Source organism: Thermostichus sp. MS-CIW-40 (assembly GCF_054058315.1).
Map to the genome: position 1 here is coordinate 14,190 of NZ_JBSSAC010000014.1, position 18,470 is coordinate 32,659.

Below are 18,470 nucleotides of genomic sequence, written 5' to 3' on the forward strand. Positions count from 1 at the left end.
ACTTGCTTAACCCCGCTTGCTTAACTCTGTATGTACACTCGCCCCTTGGCTCGCCTCATCGAAGAGCTGCAACGGCTGCCCGGCATTGGCTCCAAAACCGCTCAGCGCCTAGCTCTCCACTTGATCAACCGGCCTGCCGGCGAGATCGAGGCCCTGGCCAAAGCCCTGCTGGAAGCCAAGCAAACCGTTCGGCACTGTTCCATCTGCTTCAACTGGTCGGCGGAGGATCCCTGTGAGATTTGCCGTTCGCCGCAGCGGGATCCCTTGCTGTGGTGCGTGGTGGCCGATGTCAAAGATTTGATTGCGATGGAACGCACCCGCGAGTTCAAGGGGCTCTACCACGTTTTGGGCGGCCTCATCTCCCCCATGAACGGGATCGGGGTCGATCAACTGCACATCCGCGAGCTGGTGGCTCGGGTGGCACGGGAAAAACCGCAGGAGCTGATCTTTGCCATCAGCCCCAGCGTAGAGGGGGAAGTAACCATGCACGTGGTCAAGGATTACCTGAAGCCGGTTGCCCCCACCTTGCGCATGACCCGCCTGGCCTTCGGCCTGCCCATGGGATCCGAGCTGGAATATGCCGACGAGGTCACCCTGGCCCGTGCCCTGGAAGCCCGGCAGGAGTTGTGAGCCGCCCAGCCCATCAATCGCAGCCGGTTACCCCCTCCGCGCAGTAGGTGCTCCACCAGGGGTTGAAGTTGGCAGGATCCTCGGGCAGAGTGCTGATGTTCAGAAGTTCCTGGAAGCTGCTGTTGCGGCCTCCGTAGCGCAGGTGCATGTGCACCGGATCCCCGTGGGGTGCCCGCAGAATCACATAGGTGAAGGTCTCGCAACTGGCGTCTGCTCCAGGCTGCAACTGAAACAGATCCCAGATGGAACTGAGGGAACGATCGGGGTAGTAGAAGGGATCCGGCGCAGCCCCCCGATAGGCGTAGCGACAATTTTCCGCCAGGGGCTTTTTCCCCTCCAGATCGGCGTAGAAGGAGAAGAACTCCATCTTCTCAAACTTCACCCGCTTTGGATTGCGCGGATCGTTGGCCGATTGTTCCAGGGACGTATCCAGAGTGAAAACACCATCAATTCCCAGGTAGGGCACTTTATAAGCATTGGGGGACACAATCTGCAGCTCTAAGGCTGCCGCAGCCGCTCCAAAACCCAAGAGACTCAAGCTGCCGATCAGCCAGGTTAGGGCCGTTGAAGAACCAATTTGGCGAGAGAGCATAAAACTTTGTTGTGCCTGTGTTGTGCAGTAAACTGCAGAGCAGTTTAGGGGAAGCTTTGAGCTCGTACCATCCCACTGGGGGGCATCTGGCGAGAAATTCGCCGACTGCAGGTGCAGCTCTGAGGAACGGGATCCCATCTGGATCCCAACAAGGCAGTAAAATTGAGGTCAGGCTCACCGTAGAGATGCCAGGTTTGCTGCCAGAGCCTGATATCTGGAAACTGATTTTGAAAGCGAGGAAAACCCCGTGGAGCTAGCTGAGATTGAGGAGTTGATGAACAAAGCTGTGCAAGCCACACAGCGCTCCTTTAATACGGTGCGCACCGGGCGGGCCAATTCCAGCCTGCTGGATCGCATTCAGGTGGAGTACTACGGCGTGCCCACTCCCCTCAAGGCCCTGGCCAGCCTCACCACGCCAGACTCCAGCACCCTCTTGATCCAGCCCTTTGATCCCTCGACCCTGGCGGCCATTGAGCGGGCCATTGTCGCCTCTGACCTAGGTCTAACCCCCAGCAACGACGGCAAGGTGGTGCGGCTCACCATTCCCCCCCTGACGGAAGAGCGGCGCAAAGAGCTGAGCAAACAGGTGGCCAAGCTGGCCGAAGAGGGGCGAGTCTCGATCCGCAACATCCGGCGGGATGGCATTGACTCGGTGCGCAAGCGAGAGAAAAATGGCGAGCTGTCTGAAGATGAGTCCAAAAGCTTGCAGGATGCCATCCAGAAACTAACTGACCGCTACATTAAGAAGATCGATGAGCTGCTGGCAGAAAAAGAAAAGGAGCTGACGACCCTGTGAAGGCTCCTTGCTGGCATCCTCCCCACTCTACTGGATTGCTTCTGCGCAGCGGTAGGACGGGGTTATGACCCAATTTTTTGATAAAAACCCGGACACCCGTCCTGAAACTTAGCTTCGAGGTTTTCACTTGCCCCTCGGAGTTGAGCAGCCCTTCATTTCTTCTTGTCCGACTCCAACAAGAGGGATCCCGGCTTAGGCCAGGATGGAAGAGCGGAATACGACAACTCTTGCCGCAATGGATCTGATCCTGTGCCATCAATCGGCGGATTTCGACACCCTGGGGGCGGCGGTGGGAGCGGCCTGCCTGTATCCGGGTGCCCGCATCGCCTTGACCGGGGGATCCCTGCCGGGGGTGCAGGAGTTTTTGGCCTTGTACCGAGATGAATTTCCCCTCATCGAGCTGCGCTCTGTGGATCCGGGACAGGTGCAGCGGTGGATTGTTGTGGATTGTCACGATCCGGATCGCTTGGGAAAAGCTGCCGCTTGGTTGAGCGTCCCCGGCACCCAAATCGAGATTTTCGACCATCACCCCAGTCCACTGGATAACTTTTGGCCGCAGCAGCAGGTCAACAGCCATATCGAGGCCGTGGGGGCCACCTGTACCTTGCTGGTGGAGCGGCTGCAGGCTGCTGGGATCCCTCTCAGCCCTTTTGAGCGGCTGGCACTGGCTTTGGGCATCCACATGGATACGGGATCTTTGACCTTCCCGGAGACCACCGCCCGCGATGCTGCTGCCCTGAGCTGGCTGTTGGATCAGGGGGTGAACCTGGTCTTGTTGCGGCGCTTTTTGGGGGATGGCCTCACCCCAGAGATGCGCGAGCTGCTCAGCCAGGGGTTGGCCCAGATGCAGGTGCAGCAGGTGGGGGAGTATCGCCTGGGAGAATGGCTGCTGGAGCTGCCGGAGTTTGTGCCCGGCTTGGCCGGCCTGGTGATGCGGCTGATGGATCTGACGGGAGTGGATGTGCTGCTCTTGGTGGCGCGGCAGGGGGAGCGGCTCAGCCTGATCGGGCGGGCGCGGCAGGAGTTTGCCCAGTTGGGCAGGGTGATGGCCCTCTACGGCGGCGGTGGACACGATTGTGCTGCAGCAGCCACGTTAAAAGCCAGCCCAGAGCAGCCTTTGCCCGACCCGGCCCAAGTCATGGCGGCCCTCAGGCAGGCTGTCCAAGAGCGGATCCCGCCCCCGGTGACGGCCAAAGATTTGATGTCGGCTCCGGTGCGCACCATCCGACCGGAGATCACCATCGACGAGGCCCAGCGGGTGCTGCTGCGCTACGGCCATTCCGGCCTGGTGGTGGTGGACGCTCAAGGTCGCCTGGTGGGGGTGATCTCGCGGCGGGATATCGATATCGCCCTGCATCACGGGTTTGGCCATGCCCCCGTCAAGGGCTACATGACCACCGACGTGAAAACCCTCTCCCCCGACACCCCCTTGGCGGAGATTCAGCGGTTGATGGTGCAGTGGGATATTGGCCGCCTGCCGGTTCTCCAGGATGGACAGTTGGTGGGCATTGTAACTCGCACCGATGTGTTGCGGCACCTACACGAGTTGCCGGCCCTCTCACCGCAGTTGGCTTTGCCCACCCTTTCCTGCCCTTTGGATCTCACCTTCGCGGCCCTGTCGGAGCGGCATCGACAGTTGCTGGAGCAGGCCGCCCACATCGCCGATGAGAAGGGCCTGAGGTTGTATCTGGTGGGGGGAACGGTGCGGGATCTGCTGCTGCACCGGTGGGGACGGCAGCCCTCACCCAACCTGGAGCGGCTGGATCTGGACTTGGTGGTGGATGGGCCCTACTCTCTGGCCCTGGATGGGACGGATCCCCCGGGCTGGGGCTTGATTTTGGGACAAGCGCTCAAACAGCACTTCCCGGAAGCGCGGCTGGAGATCCACGGCAAATTCCAAACGGCGGCCTTGATCTGGCCAGGAGGCTTTTGTGTGGATATCGCCAGCGCCCGCACGGAGTTTTATCCCTACCCGGCCTCTCCCCCCGAAGTGGCCATGGGATCCATTCAGCAAGACCTCTATCGGCGGGATTTTTCCATCAACGCCTTGGCCTTGCGCCTCAACGGCCCCCAGCGAGGACAGGTGCTGGATTTTTTCGGCGGACAAGCGGATCTGCAACAGGGGATCATCCGGGCATTGCACCCCAACAGCTTCATCGAGGATCCCACCCGCATTTATCGGGCGGTGCGCTTTGCGGTGCGCCTGGGCTTCGCCCTGGACTCGACCACAGAAAAGTGGATCCGCGCTGCCGTGGCCAGTGGTCTGCACGATGCCGTCGGCGGGGATCGCCTCAAGCAGGAGCTGGCCTACATTCTCGGATCCCGCGATTGGCCCCAAGCCTTTGAGCGGCTGGCAGAATGGGGAGCTTTGCGCTGTATTCACCCCGACCTGGAGTGGGATCCCTCCCTGTGTCAGCGGTTGCAACGGGTGGGCCGCTGGGCCTATCACTTTCGCCGCCGCTATCCTGAGCTGGGATCCCAGGAGATCTGGCAACTGCGCCTAGAGGCTCTCCTCCTCACCCTACCCCAAGCCCCCCAGGTGGCCAGCCAACTCCACCTTACCCAAGCAGGCATCGAACGCCTCAGCCATTCCTCCTATTACCAAACCCTGTTGGCCCAATTGGATCCCGGCACCCTCTCTCCGGCCCAGGTGGTGCAACTGCTGCAGGGGCTGCGGATCCCGGCGGTGATTTTGTTGGCTGGGATCGCCCCCAAGCCGGCCCGGCGGCTGATCTGGCGCTATTTGCAGGAGTGGTACTGGGTGAAGCCGCTCCTCAACGGCCACGATCTGCGTCGTCTGGGTTACAAGCCAGGTCGCCCCTTCCAAGCCATTTTGGAGCAACTGCGCCATCTCACCCTAAACGGCGAACTCCTCACCCCGGCAGAAGCCGAAGCTTGGCTGCAAGAACACTTCCCCCTGCCACAGGCTGGGCCAAAGTAGAAGGTCGAATCAGTCGAAATAGAAGAGAGTCACCAACTTGTGTTGCTCCTCGGCGTGCTTGCAGGCATCCAGCAGCGTGACGCTGTCGTGGAAGACAAAGCAGATCAACTGCTGGCACTTGCTGATGATCTCCAGGTTGCACAGGCGGCTGGCCTCCGCCAAGGGAAGATGGTCGTTTTCCGGATGCTCCACCAGATGCAGCACCTGCTCCAGGCTGGCCCGCGACTCTGCCGGCTGTCGCTCCAAACTCTGCGGCAAGATCACCGTCAAGGACTTCATGTCCGCCCGCATCGCCCCCCGAATGACGGCCAAGTTGGTGCCAATAGCCCCGGATGTGAGGATCTGATTGCCCGTGAGGGCCAAAGCATAGCTGAGGGTCTCGATCAAATACTGGTGGGTAATGGGCACATGACGACTGCCCAGGATGGCCACTCGCTTCGGCCCAACTTGCTGAATGGCGGCCAACTCCTGCAAAAACGTATCAACGCTGGTGGGGACATCAATAGACTGGGTCAACGGGATCCCTCGGCAGATTCTCTAGATCTTGGCTAGGCTATGCTATCTCAAATTTTCGCTTTGGGATCCGGCCAAGTTGAAGCTCTACGGCTTCAGCCCCAAACTTTTGGTGAAGTGCTAAGGCTGTCTGCAGCAAGCTGGGCTTGGCTTTGCGCAGAAGATCCCGCCTGGATGTGGATGGTGTAGCTCATACTGCTGTGAACGCCCTTGCCCAGCCAATGGCCGTAAATGGGAGCGGCATCTCTGGGGTAAGCGCTGGCCGCCAAAGCCACATGACCGTCGGCCACGGCCAACCCTTGGGTGGGATCAAAGCCCCGCCAACCGGCCCCCGGCAAGTACACCTCCGCCCAAGCGTGCAAATGACGGCGCACAGGCTCTGGGGGTTCTCCACCCCTGCTCTCCCCCGAAGGCCGTGAGGGGCTGACCTGGTAGCCACTGACAAAGCGCGCGGCCAAGCCTACCGTACGGCAGACCTCCATGAACACCAGGGCCAAATCGCGGCAGGCTCCGGTTTTGCGATGCCAGGTCAAGCCGGCAGGCCAGGGATCCCCCTTTTCCCGCAAGATGTGGCGGCATTCTGAATAGATGCGCTGGTTCAGCGCCGGCAGAAAAGCTGTCGTTTCCCCCTGCACGTGATCCCATAGCTCCCAGGCCAAGGCCTGGATGCCGGGATCCGCCTGAGCCGTCAGATAAGGCTGTAGTTGAGCTGCCAGCGTGCTGGGATAGTCGATGGGGAGATGGGTGGCCCAATCGCAGAGGAGATAGTCGAAGGGATTCTCCCGCAGGGTGAGCACCGTGGCCTGAGTTTGAATGCGCAAATGCTCGGTGGGATCCTCAAACCAAAGCCGAACTGCCGCGTTGCCCTCCAGCTCCACCAGCGCCGATTGGCCCACCGGCTGCGGATCCACCTGCAACTCAAAAGCCAGGAGAGTCTGGATCCCGTCGCAGCGCGGTCGCAATCGCACCGTATGGGGCTCCAGTTGGACTGGACGACTGTAGCGATATTCGATGAGATGGCGGATCTGAATTTGCACAGGTTGGCCAAATGACGGGCAAGGAGTTTTATCACAGGCAAAGGAGCACCGAGATCAGGCAACCCAAACTGCTCCCAGATCAAAGCCAAGAAGCGGTTGCATCGTCTGCCCGAGATCTCTAGACTTCAGGGATCCCGAGTTTGAGATCTCCGAGAGCTTTGCCCTGCCTTCCCAATCATCGAAACCTCCAGCTTAGAGCGGATGTACTCCCCAGCCTGTACAGGAGCATAGCGAGGGGGATTTGCTGCATTCTGGCATGTGGGCAGGCATTCGATCCAAGCATCGTCCCGAGGAGCTGTAAAGTAAACCAAAGACAGGCGGCGACTGGAACCGAAAGCCGATCGGGGTGGATTGACCACGCGGTGCAACGTGGAGCGCCAACGGTCATTGGTCCAACGGGATAGCAGATCGCCAACGTTGATGACAAAGGCGTTGGGAACAGCCTGCACATCAATCCACTCTCCTGCTTTGGAGTACACCTGCAGCCCTCCCGGCGCCCCATCCTGTCGCAGAATCGTGAAGCCACCGTAGTCGGAGTGAGCCCCATAGCGTAGCTGTCCCGGGATGGGCTCCACCTCCTGTTCAGGATAATGCACAGCCCGCAGCACTCCCCCTTTCCCCTCCATAAAAGGCAGAAAATAGGTTTCCGGCAGATCCAAAGCCAACGCGCCCATGCGCATCAAGGTTTGGGTGAGCTGAAGCAGAGCCGCATCATAAGCCAGAAGAGCAGCCCGCAGTCCTGCTGGATGGGTGGGCCAAAGGTTGCCCGAATCCGGATCCACCCCTGCTTGGGGCCGTTGTGGATCTTCCCGAAACAGGTCATTGAACACCAGCGCCTCACAGAGATCGTAGGGAACCTCTGCCCCACGGGTAGCGGCTACACTTTCGATGCCAATCGGCAGGTATCCCTGGTTTTTGACGCGATCCGGAGTCACCACCTCCATTTTTTGTTCCAGCGGCAGGTCGAAGAAAGCCCTCGCTCTCTCGTAGGCTGTTTGTATGATGGCCTCCGGGATCCCATGCCCTGTGATCACCACAAACCCCACCTCCTCCAAGGCTGCCCCAAAAGCCTTTGCAACCCCTAGCGGATCCGTGCCCTCCCGAAAGGGGGTCAAATCCAGACAAGGGATCCCAGCTTGCTCAAAGGAAGAAACTGGAGACATAGCCGACGTAGAGACAGGTGCTCAGAACAGCTCCTACCCTACAAAGAGAACTTGCCCCAAGACTGTGTGGGCGGATACCCCCTCAAAGCCAGCGCCAGCTCAACCCCATATCCAAACTAGAGATATTCTTGCTTGGCCTGTTGCCAGAGGACTTCCAGCTCCTGGAGACTGCGCCCTTTCAGAAGGGAGCTTTTGCCACCGCCGGGCAGGGATCCCGCTGGTTCCTGAGCCAGCTCTTCCATGCGCAAAAAACGGCGAGCAAAGCGCAGGTTGGTTTGGGTTAGAGCTTGGGCAGCATCCAAACCATACCAACGGCCCAAGTTGACCAGGGCAAAAGGCAGATCCCCCAGTTCGGCTTCCTGCCGAGTTGGATCGGGGGGATCCCTCTCCAATTCTCGACGCAGCTCGGCTTCTTCCTCGCGGATCTTGGCCCAGATCCCCTCCACCGTTGGCCACTCAAACCCTGCCCCCACCACTTTGCAGGAAATTTTCAGGGCAGCCATTAGGGGAGGCAAACTTTGGGCATAGTGCAGCAGTTTTTGGCCAAGGCTTTGATCCGGTCGCTCCCCTTGCTTGATCTGTTCCCAAGAGCGGTGCAACTCCGGAAGATCTGCCATCACAGCATCCCCAAACACATGGGGGTGACGGCGGATGAGCTTATCGGCAATTCCCGCAGCCACAGCTTCCAGATCAAAGTGGTTCTGCTCGGCAAAGATCTGAGACTGCAACACCACCTGCAACAACAAATCCCCCAGCTCTTCGGCAATTGCTGCCGGATCCCCGGCTCGAATGGCAGCTACCGTCTCATACGCTTCTTCGAGAATGTAGGGGGTCAGAGACTCTGGAGTTTGGGCCCGATCCCAGGGACATCCATCGGGGGCACGCAACCGAGCAACAACAGCCGCCAAACGACTCATGTGTGAGCTAGAGGCGGAACGCTCCAGATAAAGGTGGGCAAAATGCCCCGTTGCTTGGGGATCCCAGCTTTGGAGCGTCAATGGGCCGGCCACCACCTCCAAGTCTTCTGTTAGCAACGTAACAGACTGGACAGGAGAACAGATCTGTTGCAAAACACTGCGCAGCTTCGCCAGATCCTGGCCCCCACAGCTTTTCAGCAGCAGGGATCCCTGCTCAGCAGCGAACCACCGAGCCAGAGCCTGTTGCCAGTTGGGCTGAAGACTATCCAGCGTTTGCAGCATGATCAAAAGGGTAGGCGCGGCCCAAATCCAAAAGGCGGCTGAGCTGCTCCAGATCGATGAAACTCAACTCCAAAAGGATCATCAGCAACGGCCCTTGCTGGCGATGCTGCAGCTTCTTGGCCAGGCTCAGTTGAGAACGGTCGATGATGCCCGTTTGCAAGAGATATTCCTCAAGGGCTGGGGGGGGAATGGGATCTAGCATGGTCGTTTCGCAGCGCTGAAGTAAGGACGACTATGAAAACTGAGAAGATAGCAAACCAATGTAACTATTCTTAACACTTCTACAGAATTTCGGCAAAGATCTGGCTGGTGCGTAGGCCGAAGGCGAGCTTGCTAAGCGCTGCGCCCACAGCTCCAGGACAAGAGAACCCCTAAATTGCCTCGGCAAATGAGGTTTCCGTATCCAAGGACACAAAAAATGGGTACCAAGAGTTCATGGTATGGTAGCAAATTGGCGATCAGTTGGCAGCACCCCGAAAGGCCGACTGCTTTTTCTTTGTGGGAAAAACCAACTCACCTTGCAAGATGTTACCTTTTTATCTCGTTGAATCCTCGTGCTTGATAAAAATCTTACAACAATTCTTCGGGGATCCAATCTGTTCGGCTCCTCTGGGATCTGCCCTAATGCTGTCATCCTGCTCGGGTTCGGTTTTGGGCATACATCGTCCTACGTTCAGCTAAGCTAGAGACACTTGCCACATGGACTCCCGTTATGTCTGAAGCCCAGGGTTTACTGCCAGTGGGGGCAACGGTTCAAGTGGTGGAGATGCCTCCTTACCTAAAAACGGCTGACCCAATGCCGATGTTGCGCCCGGCCCATTTGATCCGCTTGCACGAACAAGGGGTGATCCTGCAGCGGCGGCTGTTGGGCACCTACAGCGTGCAGTTTGCCAATGGCATCTTTCTCATAGACGGAAAATATCTCGCGCCGGTGGGATCCCTGTCCTGACACGCCCATCTCTCCTCCGAGCCAGCTGGATGGGTTTGCCGGCCTTTAGAACCTTTGGGAGCTGGCAGCTTTCTGCAGAAGCGAGCCTTCAACTGGCCGGCGGACTTTCGCGATAGCCTGAACCGCGGCTAGCCGCTTCTGACGCTTCAGCGAGCTCAGTTGCTTATTCCCGTCAGCGGTGTCGAAGTAGCTGACAGACCTGCCCAGCTTTTGGTAGCTGGTTTTGCGATCTGCCACCGCCGCGCTGTAGAGGGCTCAGCACATCCGCCCCCAGTGGTGCAAGAGTTTTTCTTGCTGGCGACTGGGATAAAACTGGGCCGCGGCAGCGTTGCGTAGCCACAAAGTGACGCAGGGGGTTACCCTGCCATAGGGTGCCAGTCCGCTGCGCTGAGACTGGAGACTGCCGCGCATCAGGTTAACTCATGTTAATTTGGGGGCGTCTTCCTCTTTCTTCCCGCGGTCTCTATGAGCATTCAACTTCCTCGCTGGCTAGAACTGGCCTTGCCTTTCTTTCATCCTGTGCTGATGATTTTGGCATTTGCGCTGGCCCTGTATGCCCTTTACCTGGGTCTGCAAGCGCGACGGGTGCGCACTGCCTCAGCAGAAGAACGCAAGGAGCTGATCAAAGGGAAGTTTGGTCAGCGGCATTTCCTCGCCGGATCCCTGTTCTTGGTGTTGATGGTGTTCGGAGCCCTGGGCGGCATGGGGGTTACCTACCTGAACAACGGCAAGCTGTTTGTTGGGCCTCACCTGCTGGCTGGGTTGGGCATTGTGGCCTTGGTGGCCAGCTCTGCGGCTCTAGCACCGCTGATGAAAGACGGGCAAAAGGTCTGGGCGCGTAATGTGCATGTCCTGTTAAACGTGGTGATCCTGGCGATCTTGGGTTGGCAGGCGGTGACCGGCTTTCAGATTGTGCAGCGCATCGTCAACCAAATGCTGACCACACCCCAGGTGGCTTAATCTCCCCGAAAGACCCATGCAACCCTGAACAGGGCTGAGCTTTGGGAGGACTTTGTCCCGCTGGTGCGAGCCGAGAAGTCCGTCGACCCAAAGACTTCGGCCTCCCCTTTTCGGAACCCAGAGCTTCATCATGTCAGAATGGCAGAGCAGGCGCTGCATCCTTCGGCTGTAGAGGGGCGCAGTCTTGTTGCCGATACCCAGTTAACGCAACGGTTCTCCCTATGTCGGTTAGCCCTCTTCCCAGTTGGGTCAAGCGTTCCATCGGCAAAGCCAGCGAGACTTCAGCGGTGCAGCAGGTGATCAAGCAGCGGGGCCTGCACACCATTTGTGAGGAGGGGCGCTGTCCAAATCGAGCCGAGTGCTACAGCCAAAAAACCGCTACATTTCTGCTGATGGGAGGGATCTGTACCCGCGCCTGCTCTTTTTGCCAGGTGGCCAGTGGACGGCCCGCACCGTTGGATCCCACAGAGCCGGAGAAAGTGGCCGAGGCGGTTGAGCTGCTGGGGCTCCGCTATGTGGTACTCACCTCGGTGGCCCGCGACGATCTGCCCGACCAGGGATCCGGTCGCTTTGTGGAGGTCATCGAGGCAATTCGGCGGCGCTGCCCCGGCACCCAGATCGAGGTGCTCACCCCCGACTTTCGCGGGGATCGCGAGTGCATTGCCCGTGTGGTGGCTGCCCAGCCTGTTTGCTACAACCACAACATCGAAACGGTGCGACGGCTCTCCCAGGCAGTACGGCGCAGTTCCGGCTATGACCTGTCCTTGCGGGTTTTGCGAACGGTCAAGGAGCTGAATCCCGGATTACCCACCAAGTCTGGACTGATGTTGGGGCATGGGGAAACCCGCACAGAAGTGCTGGAAACTTTCCGGGATCTGCTGGCGGTGGGATGCGATCGTCTGACTCTGGGGCAATACCTGCAGCCTTCCTTGGCCCATCGCCCTGTGGAACGCTACTGGACTCCGGAAGAGTTTGCCGAGCTGGGCCAGATAGCCCGTCGGATGGGGTTTCGCCAGGTGCGCTCGGGGCCATTGGTGCGCAGCTCCTACCACGCTGCCGAAATGGTTGAGAACTAGGCCAGGGAGCTTGGCAGAGAGGCTGTGCAGTCTGTCATAGCCAACCTTTCCCGTCCGATCAAGGCACGAAGGCCCGCTTCCAGGCCAAACGCTTGTGCTGCAAACCGGCTGAGCACCTGCGGCGCCAGGGATCCCAGGCGGTACAAGCTGATCCCCGCCACCAGACCCGGCAAAAGGCCGTTGCCCCAGTCTCCCCACAGCCAGGAACTCACCCCTTCCGCCAGCAGCAGCAGAGCCCCATTGAGCAGCAGCGGTCGCCACAGCCCCTTCCACAAGACCCTCCGGGGCAGGTGCAGCCGGATCTCCAAGCCCAGCAGCCAAAGACCATCCAGCAGCGGGGCCAACAGCAAATCCAACCCCAGCGGAGCTAAGCCCACCCCCATCCCCTTGCCAAGGGCGAAAATCCTGCCCCATTGCTCCACAAAGGGGGCATGGTGCTGCCACTGTTTTTCCAGAATCTGGGCCTGAACCCGGTCCAGCCGCTTCAACACATTCAAAGCCAGAAGGGATCCCGCCTCGGTTTGCAAAATCTGCAGAATTCGCCCCCGCAAGGCTTCAATTTGGGGTGCAGGCCGTTCCCATTCCAAAGTAATGCGGCCATCCGGCCAGTGGGTGCGGACTTTCAGGGGTTTTGGGCAGGCGGCCACGGTCAAAATCTCCTGTGGCGATACCCAGCCCAGGTGGCGGCTGATCTGGGCACAAATGGCCTGCAACTCCGCTTCGGAGTAGAGATCGCATTTGTTCAACACCAGCAGGATGGGCTTGTATAGAGTGCGCAGCTCCGAGAGAGCTTGGTATTCCAACTGGGTCAGGTCGGTGGCGATGACAAACACGATCAAATCCGCCGAGCGGGCCACATCCCAGGCCAACTGTTCGCGGGCTTCTCCTTCCACTTCGTTCAAACCCGGAGTATCCACCAGCCTCACCCGCCAAGGGATCCCTGGCTCCGGCTGCCACAGCAGGGATTGGGGCTGCTGAGTGACCCCATTGAGGGGGCCCACCTTCAATCGCTCCTCGCCGGTTAGGGCGTTCAGGACGGCCGACTTGCCACGGTTGACCAGCCCAAACACCGCAATGGAAAACAGCCGCGCGGTGAGGCGCTTGCGCAAAGTGGATAGAGCCCTGAACTCCGGTTGTAAATCCCGACGGCTGGCCAGAGATTGCCAATGATCCCAGCACCTTTGCAAAACGGTTTCGGCTTGGGTCAAGGGAGTGGTCATAGACAGGGGCAATGGACTAACCCTCACTCTAGAGGGAATTGCCCCTCAGGGCTAGCCGTTTCTCCCCCCCAGCGTGGGGAATCCAAACCCCACAAAATAGGGCATGATCACCCTAGGGTTCCGCCGAATCTCCTATGCTGTACCGCCTTCCCCAATCTCTGAAATGGCTTCGTGTGGGTGGATCCCATCGTTCTAAGCAAGAGCGCCAGATCGTGCGCAGCCTGCTGGCCTTTGCCGGGGCGCTGCTGGTTATGGATGTTGTGCTTCTGAGCGCCCTTCGCTAGTCCAACTTGGCAAGCCCATCGTTAGGTGATTCCGAACAAGTCTAAGTCTGAGGCATTCCTCTAGCACTGCTACAGGCAAGCACTCCCAGCCCCTTGCCCATTATGAGGAGAGGGGATCTCAAAGTTGGCAAGCAGTTTCACCGCAGCTTGAAATAATAAATCCAGTCATTTCAGGTTGGGGCGAGACGTCTGAGCCATCGAGAAAAGCCTTTTGGCCGTGTGCAGTCAACATTGGGTTGTGGGGCAGTGTCCTGGTTTGAATCGAAATGACCATAGCCCCAACCCGATCAGAGGGTGGGAAGGGTTTTCCAAGTTACCAAGTTGCCTGTCAGGCAACTGTTAATTGACCAGCAAAAGGCTAGCTGGGATCCCTTGTGCTGCGAGGGCAAGCCGCCGGGGATGGGGGCCGGATCGGGAATAATGGAAGCGGCCCCAGCCGGGAGAGCTGGGTTTTCCCCGCGCTGAGGTCGTTGTTTCCCTTCTCTTGAGGCCGGCTATGGTTTTACAGGAGGCGGCGGGCGTGCCCCGCATCAACGCGCGCGAGTCGGATGTTTTCGACATTTTCAACCTGAAGCATTATCTCGGCCCTAACCCCTATCTCAATACAGCCGCTTTCACCTTCGACTTTGCCCTTACCCAGTGCCCACAGCCGCTGCCCATTGATGTCTACCTGTCCAAGGTCTGCTTCCATTTCCCCCAGTTGCAGGAGGGATCTTATCCTTCCTACGCCCACTTGTTTGCCCGGCTGGTGACGGAGGTGAACCGGTTGCAGATGGATCTCCACTTGCAGAAGTGGAGCTGTCACCTGTTTCCAGAGTATGTGCGCATCGCGGTGCAGACCTTGCATGGCCGTACCACTCGTGCCGCGGTTTATTTTGCTTGGGATTGGCTGGAAGCCATCACCCAGGGGCAGCCCTTCGACGTTGAAGGGGAGATGCGCCGCCTGCAGCAATTGTTTCGCGACTCAGTGTACGGTGGGCCAACGGTCTATGCCCTCCTGCGGGCTGCTCACGAACGCGGGATCCCTACCTACTACCTATGGGATGAAGGGGTGATGCAGTATGGCTATGGTCGCAACCAGGTGCGAGGGGTGGCCACCACCTTTCACTGCGACAGCCATCTCGACTCTGACTTCACCACCCGCAAAGACGATTGCAAAGCCTTTCTGGCGGCGCAAGGGTTCCCCGTGCCCCAGGGAGAGGTGGTCGCCTCTTTGGCAGAAGCTTTGCAGCAAGCGCAAGAAATTGGCTATCCGGTGGTGCTCAAGCCGGTGGCCGGCCACAAGGGGATAGGGGTAACAGCAGGCATTCAAACCCCAGAAGAACTGGCCTTTGCCTACGAGGTAGCCGTGGCAGCCCTTCCCCCTGAGGAGCCCATCCGGCTGATCCTGGAAAAGCATCTGCAGGGCACCGATTTTCGCCTGTTGTGTGTGGGAGGCCGCTTTGTGGCGGCCACGGAACGACGCCCCGCCTCAGTGACGGGAGATGGCCAAAGCACCATCGGGCAGCTCATCGAGCAGGCCAACCGGGATCCCGTCCGTTGGGATACCCCCACTTCTCCCCTGGGGCCGATCCAATGGGATGAGGCAATGGAGCGCTTTCTGGCAGAGCAAGGCTTGACGGTGGACAGTGTGCTGGAACCGGGGCGGACGGTCTATCTGCGCAAGGTATCCAATCTCTCGGCGGGAGGAGTGAGCCGCGATGTCACGGCCACCGTCCATCCCGACAACGTGGTTTTGGCCCAAACCATTGCCCAGCAGTTCTCGCTGGTGTGCTTGGGCATCGATGTCATTGCCCCCAGCCTGGAGCGCTCCTGGAAGGAGGGATCCCTGGGGATCATCGAGATCAATGCTGCGCCAGGTGTGCTCATGCACCAAAAACCTGCCATTGGCGCGGGAGTGGATGTGCCGGGGGCAATCCTCGACCATCTGTTTCCCAAGACGGCCCGCATCCCGATTTTGACCTTTAACCGCCTCACCTTGGCGGAGGCGCACACCTTGGTGGAGCATATTTTGTCCCACCGCCCCAACGCATGTGTGGGATCCGTCTGTCGGGAGGGCGTGCTGCTAAACCACAGCTCTAGACCCCTGCAGGGCAGCCTCTTTCGCCAGGTGAAAACCCTGCTGCGCCATCCCCAACTGGATCTGCTTTTGGCGGAAGCCGACGAAGAGACCCTGGAGCGGGAGGGCTTGGCCTACGAAGGCAGCGATCTGGTGGTGCTGCGGGATCCCTCCGATCAAGAGCTGCAAACCCTGAAACGGGATCTCAACCCCGGCGGCGCCCTCTTCCTGCAGCGGGGATCCACCCTAACTTTGACGGTGGCGGGCCAGGCGGAGCGATTTGAATTGCCGGGGACAGACCTTCAGATGGGGATCCTGCTGCGCTCCATGACCCTGCGGATCATCTGCAGAACCATTAGCCAGATGGTAAACTACCCGGCTCCGACCGCTAAGCGGTACGGAGCGGGCTTTCAGTAGCCCTGAGCCTGCTCTGCTCTACCAGAGAACAAAACAAGCCCGGACCTCTAGGCTGGTTTACGACAGCCCCCAAGAGCGCAATCACATTCGCACCATTCAAATCCGCATCCCCTTCCCATCCACAGTGCCCACACTTGAACGACTTGCCACTGCGGTAGGATTGCGCAGGATCGGGATGGATATGCAAACACTTGTGGCAGGTCTGCGACGTGTAGGCGGGCGGCACAAGAATCAGAGAAACCCCTGCAACCCTCGCCTTGTATTCCAGAAACTGGCGTAGTTGGTAGAACGCCCAACTGTTGGTCCTACGCCTTTCGGCTTTGCTGCGGGGTTGTTGATTGACCCTTTCCCGAATCCCTGTCAAGTCTTCCAGAGCAATAGCGCTGTTTGTCGCCTTTGCCCTAGAGACAATAGCTTTGGAGATGCGATGATTGACCCACGCCTGAAAGCGTCTCTCCTTGCCAGACAGCCGTTGCAACAGTTCTCTGCATCTGCGCCGCGAACTGCGTGTGCCCTTACTGGCTTTGCGTTGGAGTACCGCCCTCAACCGGGAGTAGTGGTCTCGGACTTTGTTCAACTGCTGTCCATTCCAGTTGTCCCCCTCTGACGTATGGGCAATATCTGTCCTTCCAAAGTCCACCCCGATCACCTTGTCGGTATCTTGTTGCTTGGGTGGTTTTTTCTCTACGCAAATCTGGATGTAGTAGGCGCCGTCCTTCCGCTGGACTAGGGTGGCCGATTTGGGGTTAGAGCCAGCCAGCATTCCCCTCTGGTAGTTACCAATGGCTAGCTCAAAGCGTTCTCTCCCTTCCACCGTGGTCAGCGACACCGTCCAGTCTTTCTCGCGGAATGAAAAGATACGTGCGTCGTAGGTAACGAACCTACGCTTGAACTCTTTAACCGGACGGTTGCGCTGTCTCGCCACTTTGCGAGCGCCTGCCACCCGTCTGCACACCTGTTGAGCCAAGTTGCTAGACAAGCCGAACCGGGCTCGAATCTCGTAGTAGCAAAGGGATTGCAGTTTGACCGCGTTGACGATCTTCTCCGGCGTGTTCTGGTTGACCCAGTTCAAGGCTTGGCCAAAAGCCTCCATCGTCGCGTCCAATTTGGCGGCTTGCGACTGGGACGCCTTGAGCTTACAGGAGACGGTCAGGACTTGGCTCATAAGTTCATTGTACTTCATCAAAGCGCATTCCTCCCGGCACTGACCCTACGGGTACAGTGCGGGGCTCCTGCGATTTCTAGCTGAACCGAGGCTCACGGTATAGTGGTTCAGGCGAATCCGATGAGTGCAGAGGGATCCCCGCCCATCCTCAACTCAGTCCGGTTGGGTTTAACCCTCGCCAAGGTGTCTGTTGTGGAGAGGAGATGAATGCTGAAGCCAAAGCATGCCTGCCGGCCCCTGCTGCCGACTTGTGGGGGCTCGGATTCCCCCACCGCAAAAGGTTGCCCTGCTGTAGCTTATATAACTTTGGCGCTCTTGGCGCTCAGCTTGGTCGGTTGCGGCGAGGGAACAACTCCCCTGGGCCCACTGGAAAATGTCTTTCTGCGGGCAGATGATTTTGAAATTACAGGGGGATCCCCGGCAGCGGGCGCAGTGGGGCCCTACCTACAGTTCAACATGCGGCGGCAGCGGGATAACCAAATCCTAAATCGCCCCCTTAATGTCTATGTGGACAATGCCGGGCTGGCAGAAAGGCGGAATCCCCTTTTGGATAACCAAAACCGTCCTATTCTCTTACAGCGCTCGGTGGCCTTCTTGGGCAATGGGCTGGATCTGAACAGAGATGGCCAGCCGGATCTGCCCCCCAAAGAACCCCCCAACTTCACCAGTGGCCCGCTGCTGCCCTACACCCCGCCCAATCAGTGGCAAAGCCGGGCTGCCCTTGCCTATGTCCCCGGACAGGCCAATATCCCCGGACGGAGTCCCAGCGACCGCTTTGGCATCTACTTTTCTTCCATCCTGCCCTACACCGGGCAGCTTCGCTTTCGCGCCCGCGACGAGCTGGGCAATGCCTTTGCCCGCACCTTTGAGGTCACCTACCCGCCGGCAGCCAGCCGCGCCACGGTCACGGTTACCTTGGCCAACCTCACCGCCACTGCCCAAGAGCCGGTTCTCATTGCCATTTGTAACCAGTTGGGAGCTGCTGCCGTGGTGGGCCTGCGGAGTGGCACGTTCACCGAGCTGGTGGATCTCCTGCCGGCCCCAGGGCTGCCGGTGGATCCCACCTTGAGCGAGCCCATCCGCTATGTGGCCGAGGCTTATCAATTGAACCGCGATCGAGCCGTCATCCGCGTTTCCCAGAATCCCACGGATCCCAGCCGCATGAGCGTTCCTCTACTGGGATCCGAAGGGGCAACCGGTCGGGCAGATCTGACGCTGGTGAACTCTGTAGGGGATCGGCTTACCTGCTTCAACGATCGGCTTTCGGATCTGCGGGATACGTTTTCTGACTTTTTCAGATAGTCAATTCAAATAGCAATGAGACACTGGCCAGTAGAATAGTCCGACTCGCAAAAGCAGGCCTTGTCACTTCATCAACAGAAGTTCCTCCATCTGCATGCATCCTTGCCCTCTTGAAAGCACTGCGGTCGCTTCAAACTAGATTGAGACGCTCCCCAAGCGTTCCGCGC

The 18,470-nt window shown here is 58.9% G+C and carries 17 protein-coding genes; 9 read left to right on the top strand and 8 right to left on the bottom strand.

Annotated features, from left to right (window positions below; translation table 11 throughout):
* Nucleotides 1-30: 30 nt before the first annotated feature.
* The gene (recR, locus tag ACVWXF_RS06290) at nt 31-630 is read left to right on the top strand and encodes a recombination mediator RecR (protein ID WP_414374697.1); all 600 of its coding nucleotides are present in this window, start codon (nt 31-33) and stop codon (nt 628-630) included.
* A gap of 13 nt (nt 631-643) precedes the next feature.
* On the opposite strand, the gene ACVWXF_RS06295 is transcribed toward recR, so the two are convergent.
* Nucleotides 644-1,222, bottom strand: a complete 579-nt coding sequence (locus ACVWXF_RS06295) for a hypothetical protein (protein WP_457473945.1) — start codon at nt 1,220-1,222, stop codon at nt 644-646.
* A gap of 247 nt (nt 1,223-1,469) precedes the next feature.
* On the opposite strand from ACVWXF_RS06295, the gene frr reads away from it, so the two are divergent.
* Nucleotides 1,470-2,018 (top strand): ribosome recycling factor, encoded by a 549-nt coding sequence (gene frr / locus ACVWXF_RS06300; protein ID WP_011429597.1) that lies wholly within the window; start codon nt 1,470-1,472, stop codon nt 2,016-2,018.
* Between the two features lie 235 nt (nt 2,019-2,253).
* Entirely contained in the window at nt 2,254-4,959 is a 2,706-nt protein-coding gene (locus ACVWXF_RS06305; RefSeq protein ID WP_457473965.1) for a CBS domain-containing protein, read from the top strand.
* Between the two features lie 9 nt (nt 4,960-4,968).
* Here the strand turns inward: ACVWXF_RS06305 and ACVWXF_RS06310 are convergent, their stop codons facing one another.
* The 5 genes from ACVWXF_RS06310 to ACVWXF_RS06330 form a co-directional block, all read right to left on the bottom strand.
* Nucleotides 4,969-5,475 (bottom strand): hypothetical protein, encoded by a 507-nt coding sequence (locus tag ACVWXF_RS06310; protein ID WP_011434437.1) that lies wholly within the window; start codon nt 5,473-5,475, stop codon nt 4,969-4,971.
* A 92-nt stretch (nt 5,476-5,567) separates the two neighbouring features.
* Nucleotides 5,568-6,509, bottom strand: a complete 942-nt coding sequence (locus ACVWXF_RS06315) for a transglutaminase family protein (protein ID WP_414408675.1) — start codon at nt 6,507-6,509, stop codon at nt 5,568-5,570.
* Nucleotides 6,510-6,634: 125 nt separating this feature from the next.
* Nucleotides 6,635-7,672 carry an isopenicillin N synthase family dioxygenase gene (locus tag ACVWXF_RS06320; protein WP_041438122.1) on the bottom strand — a complete coding sequence of 346 codons (1,038 nt, stop codon included), beginning with the start codon at nt 7,670-7,672 and terminating at the stop codon, nt 6,635-6,637.
* Between the two features lie 116 nt (nt 7,673-7,788).
* Nucleotides 7,789-8,589 carry a nucleoside triphosphate pyrophosphohydrolase gene (gene mazG / locus ACVWXF_RS06325; protein ID WP_457473966.1) on the bottom strand — a complete coding sequence of 267 codons (801 nt, stop codon included), beginning with the start codon at nt 8,587-8,589 and terminating at the stop codon, nt 7,789-7,791.
* Nucleotides 8,590-8,851: 262 nt separating this feature from the next.
* Complete coding sequence (locus ACVWXF_RS06330; protein WP_414399082.1) at nt 8,852-9,073, bottom strand: DUF2949 domain-containing protein; 222 nt, start codon at nt 9,071-9,073, stop codon at nt 8,852-8,854.
* 510 nt (nt 9,074-9,583) lie between these two features.
* Here ACVWXF_RS06330 and ACVWXF_RS06335 point away from each other — a divergent pair.
* The 3 genes from ACVWXF_RS06335 to lipA all read left to right on the top strand — a co-directional run bounded on the left by ACVWXF_RS06335 (nt 9,584) and on the right by lipA (nt 11,856).
* A complete protein-coding gene (locus ACVWXF_RS06335; RefSeq protein WP_011429589.1) occupies nt 9,584-9,820 on the top strand; it encodes a DUF3148 domain-containing protein in 237 nt (78 codons plus the stop codon).
* A gap of 465 nt (nt 9,821-10,285) precedes the next feature.
* A complete protein-coding gene (locus tag ACVWXF_RS06340; RefSeq protein WP_011429588.1) occupies nt 10,286-10,780 on the top strand; it encodes a DUF4079 domain-containing protein in 495 nt (164 codons plus the stop codon).
* A gap of 221 nt (nt 10,781-11,001) precedes the next feature.
* Nucleotides 11,002-11,856: a lipoyl synthase gene (lipA, locus tag ACVWXF_RS06345; protein WP_457473946.1), complete on the top strand. Its 855-nt coding sequence runs from the start codon at nt 11,002-11,004 to the stop codon at nt 11,854-11,856.
* Here lipA and ACVWXF_RS06350 read toward each other — a convergent pair.
* Nucleotides 11,853-13,076, bottom strand: a complete 1,224-nt coding sequence (locus ACVWXF_RS06350) for an Era-like GTP-binding protein (protein WP_457473947.1) — start codon at nt 13,074-13,076, stop codon at nt 11,853-11,855. The two genes, lipA and ACVWXF_RS06350, sit on opposite strands and share 4 nt — an antisense overlap.
* Nucleotides 13,077-13,210: 134 nt before the next feature.
* Between ACVWXF_RS06350 and ACVWXF_RS06355 the strand changes: the two genes are divergently transcribed.
* Together ACVWXF_RS06355 and ACVWXF_RS06360 are read left to right on the top strand one after the other, a co-directional pair.
* The gene (locus ACVWXF_RS06355; protein WP_011429585.1) at nt 13,211-13,360 is read left to right on the top strand and encodes a hypothetical protein; all 150 of its coding nucleotides are present in this window, start codon (nt 13,211-13,213) and stop codon (nt 13,358-13,360) included.
* Between the two features lie 496 nt (nt 13,361-13,856).
* Entirely contained in the window at nt 13,857-15,836 is a 1,980-nt protein-coding gene (locus ACVWXF_RS06360; protein ID WP_457473948.1) for an acetate--CoA ligase family protein, read from the top strand.
* Here ACVWXF_RS06360 and ACVWXF_RS06365 read toward each other — a convergent pair.
* Nucleotides 15,808-17,001 carry an RNA-guided endonuclease InsQ/TnpB family protein gene (locus ACVWXF_RS06365; RefSeq protein WP_457473949.1) on the bottom strand — a complete coding sequence of 398 codons (1,194 nt, stop codon included), beginning with the start codon at nt 16,999-17,001 and terminating at the stop codon, nt 15,808-15,810. The genes ACVWXF_RS06360 and ACVWXF_RS06365 overlap by 29 nt on opposite strands.
* A 207-nt stretch (nt 17,002-17,208) precedes the next feature.
* On the opposite strand from ACVWXF_RS06365, the gene ACVWXF_RS06370 reads away from it, so the two are divergent.
* On the top strand, nt 17,209-18,303 hold the full coding sequence (locus ACVWXF_RS06370) for a hypothetical protein (protein WP_457473950.1): 1,095 nt from the start codon (nt 17,209-17,211) through the stop codon (nt 18,301-18,303).
* Nucleotides 18,304-18,470: the final 167 nt, after the last annotated feature.

Excerpts from the sequence above, each read along its gene's own strand:
- recR (WP_414374697.1), top strand. The coding sequence starts at position 31 with ATGTACACTCGCCCCTTGGCTCGCCTCATCGAAGAGCTGCAACGGCTG.
- ACVWXF_RS06295 (WP_457473945.1), bottom strand. The coding sequence starts at position 1,222 with ATGCTCTCTCGCCAAATTGGTTCTTCAACGGCCCTAACCTGGCTGATC.
- ACVWXF_RS06305 (WP_457473965.1), top strand. The coding sequence starts at position 2,254 with ATGGATCTGATCCTGTGCCATCAATCGGCGGATTTCGACACCCTGGGG.
- ACVWXF_RS06320 (WP_041438122.1), bottom strand. The coding sequence starts at position 7,672 with ATGTCTCCAGTTTCTTCCTTTGAGCAAGCTGGGATCCCTTGTCTGGAT.
- mazG (WP_457473966.1), bottom strand. The coding sequence starts at position 8,589 with ATGAGTCGTTTGGCGGCTGTTGTTGCTCGGTTGCGTGCCCCCGATGGA.
- ACVWXF_RS06330 (WP_414399082.1), bottom strand. The coding sequence starts at position 9,073 with ATGCTAGATCCCATTCCCCCCCCAGCCCTTGAGGAATATCTCTTGCAA.
- ACVWXF_RS06335 (WP_011429589.1), top strand. The coding sequence starts at position 9,584 with ATGTCTGAAGCCCAGGGTTTACTGCCAGTGGGGGCAACGGTTCAAGTG.
- ACVWXF_RS06340 (WP_011429588.1), top strand. The coding sequence starts at position 10,286 with ATGAGCATTCAACTTCCTCGCTGGCTAGAACTGGCCTTGCCTTTCTTT.
- lipA (WP_457473946.1), top strand. The coding sequence starts at position 11,002 with ATGTCGGTTAGCCCTCTTCCCAGTTGGGTCAAGCGTTCCATCGGCAAA.
- ACVWXF_RS06350 (WP_457473947.1), bottom strand. The coding sequence starts at position 13,076 with ATGACCACTCCCTTGACCCAAGCCGAAACCGTTTTGCAAAGGTGCTGG.
- ACVWXF_RS06355 (WP_011429585.1), top strand. The coding sequence starts at position 13,211 with ATGCTGTACCGCCTTCCCCAATCTCTGAAATGGCTTCGTGTGGGTGGA.
- ACVWXF_RS06360 (WP_457473948.1), top strand. The coding sequence starts at position 13,857 with ATGGTTTTACAGGAGGCGGCGGGCGTGCCCCGCATCAACGCGCGCGAG.
- ACVWXF_RS06365 (WP_457473949.1), bottom strand. The coding sequence starts at position 17,001 with ATGAGCCAAGTCCTGACCGTCTCCTGTAAGCTCAAGGCGTCCCAGTCG.
- ACVWXF_RS06370 (WP_457473950.1), top strand. The coding sequence starts at position 17,209 with ATGCTGAAGCCAAAGCATGCCTGCCGGCCCCTGCTGCCGACTTGTGGG.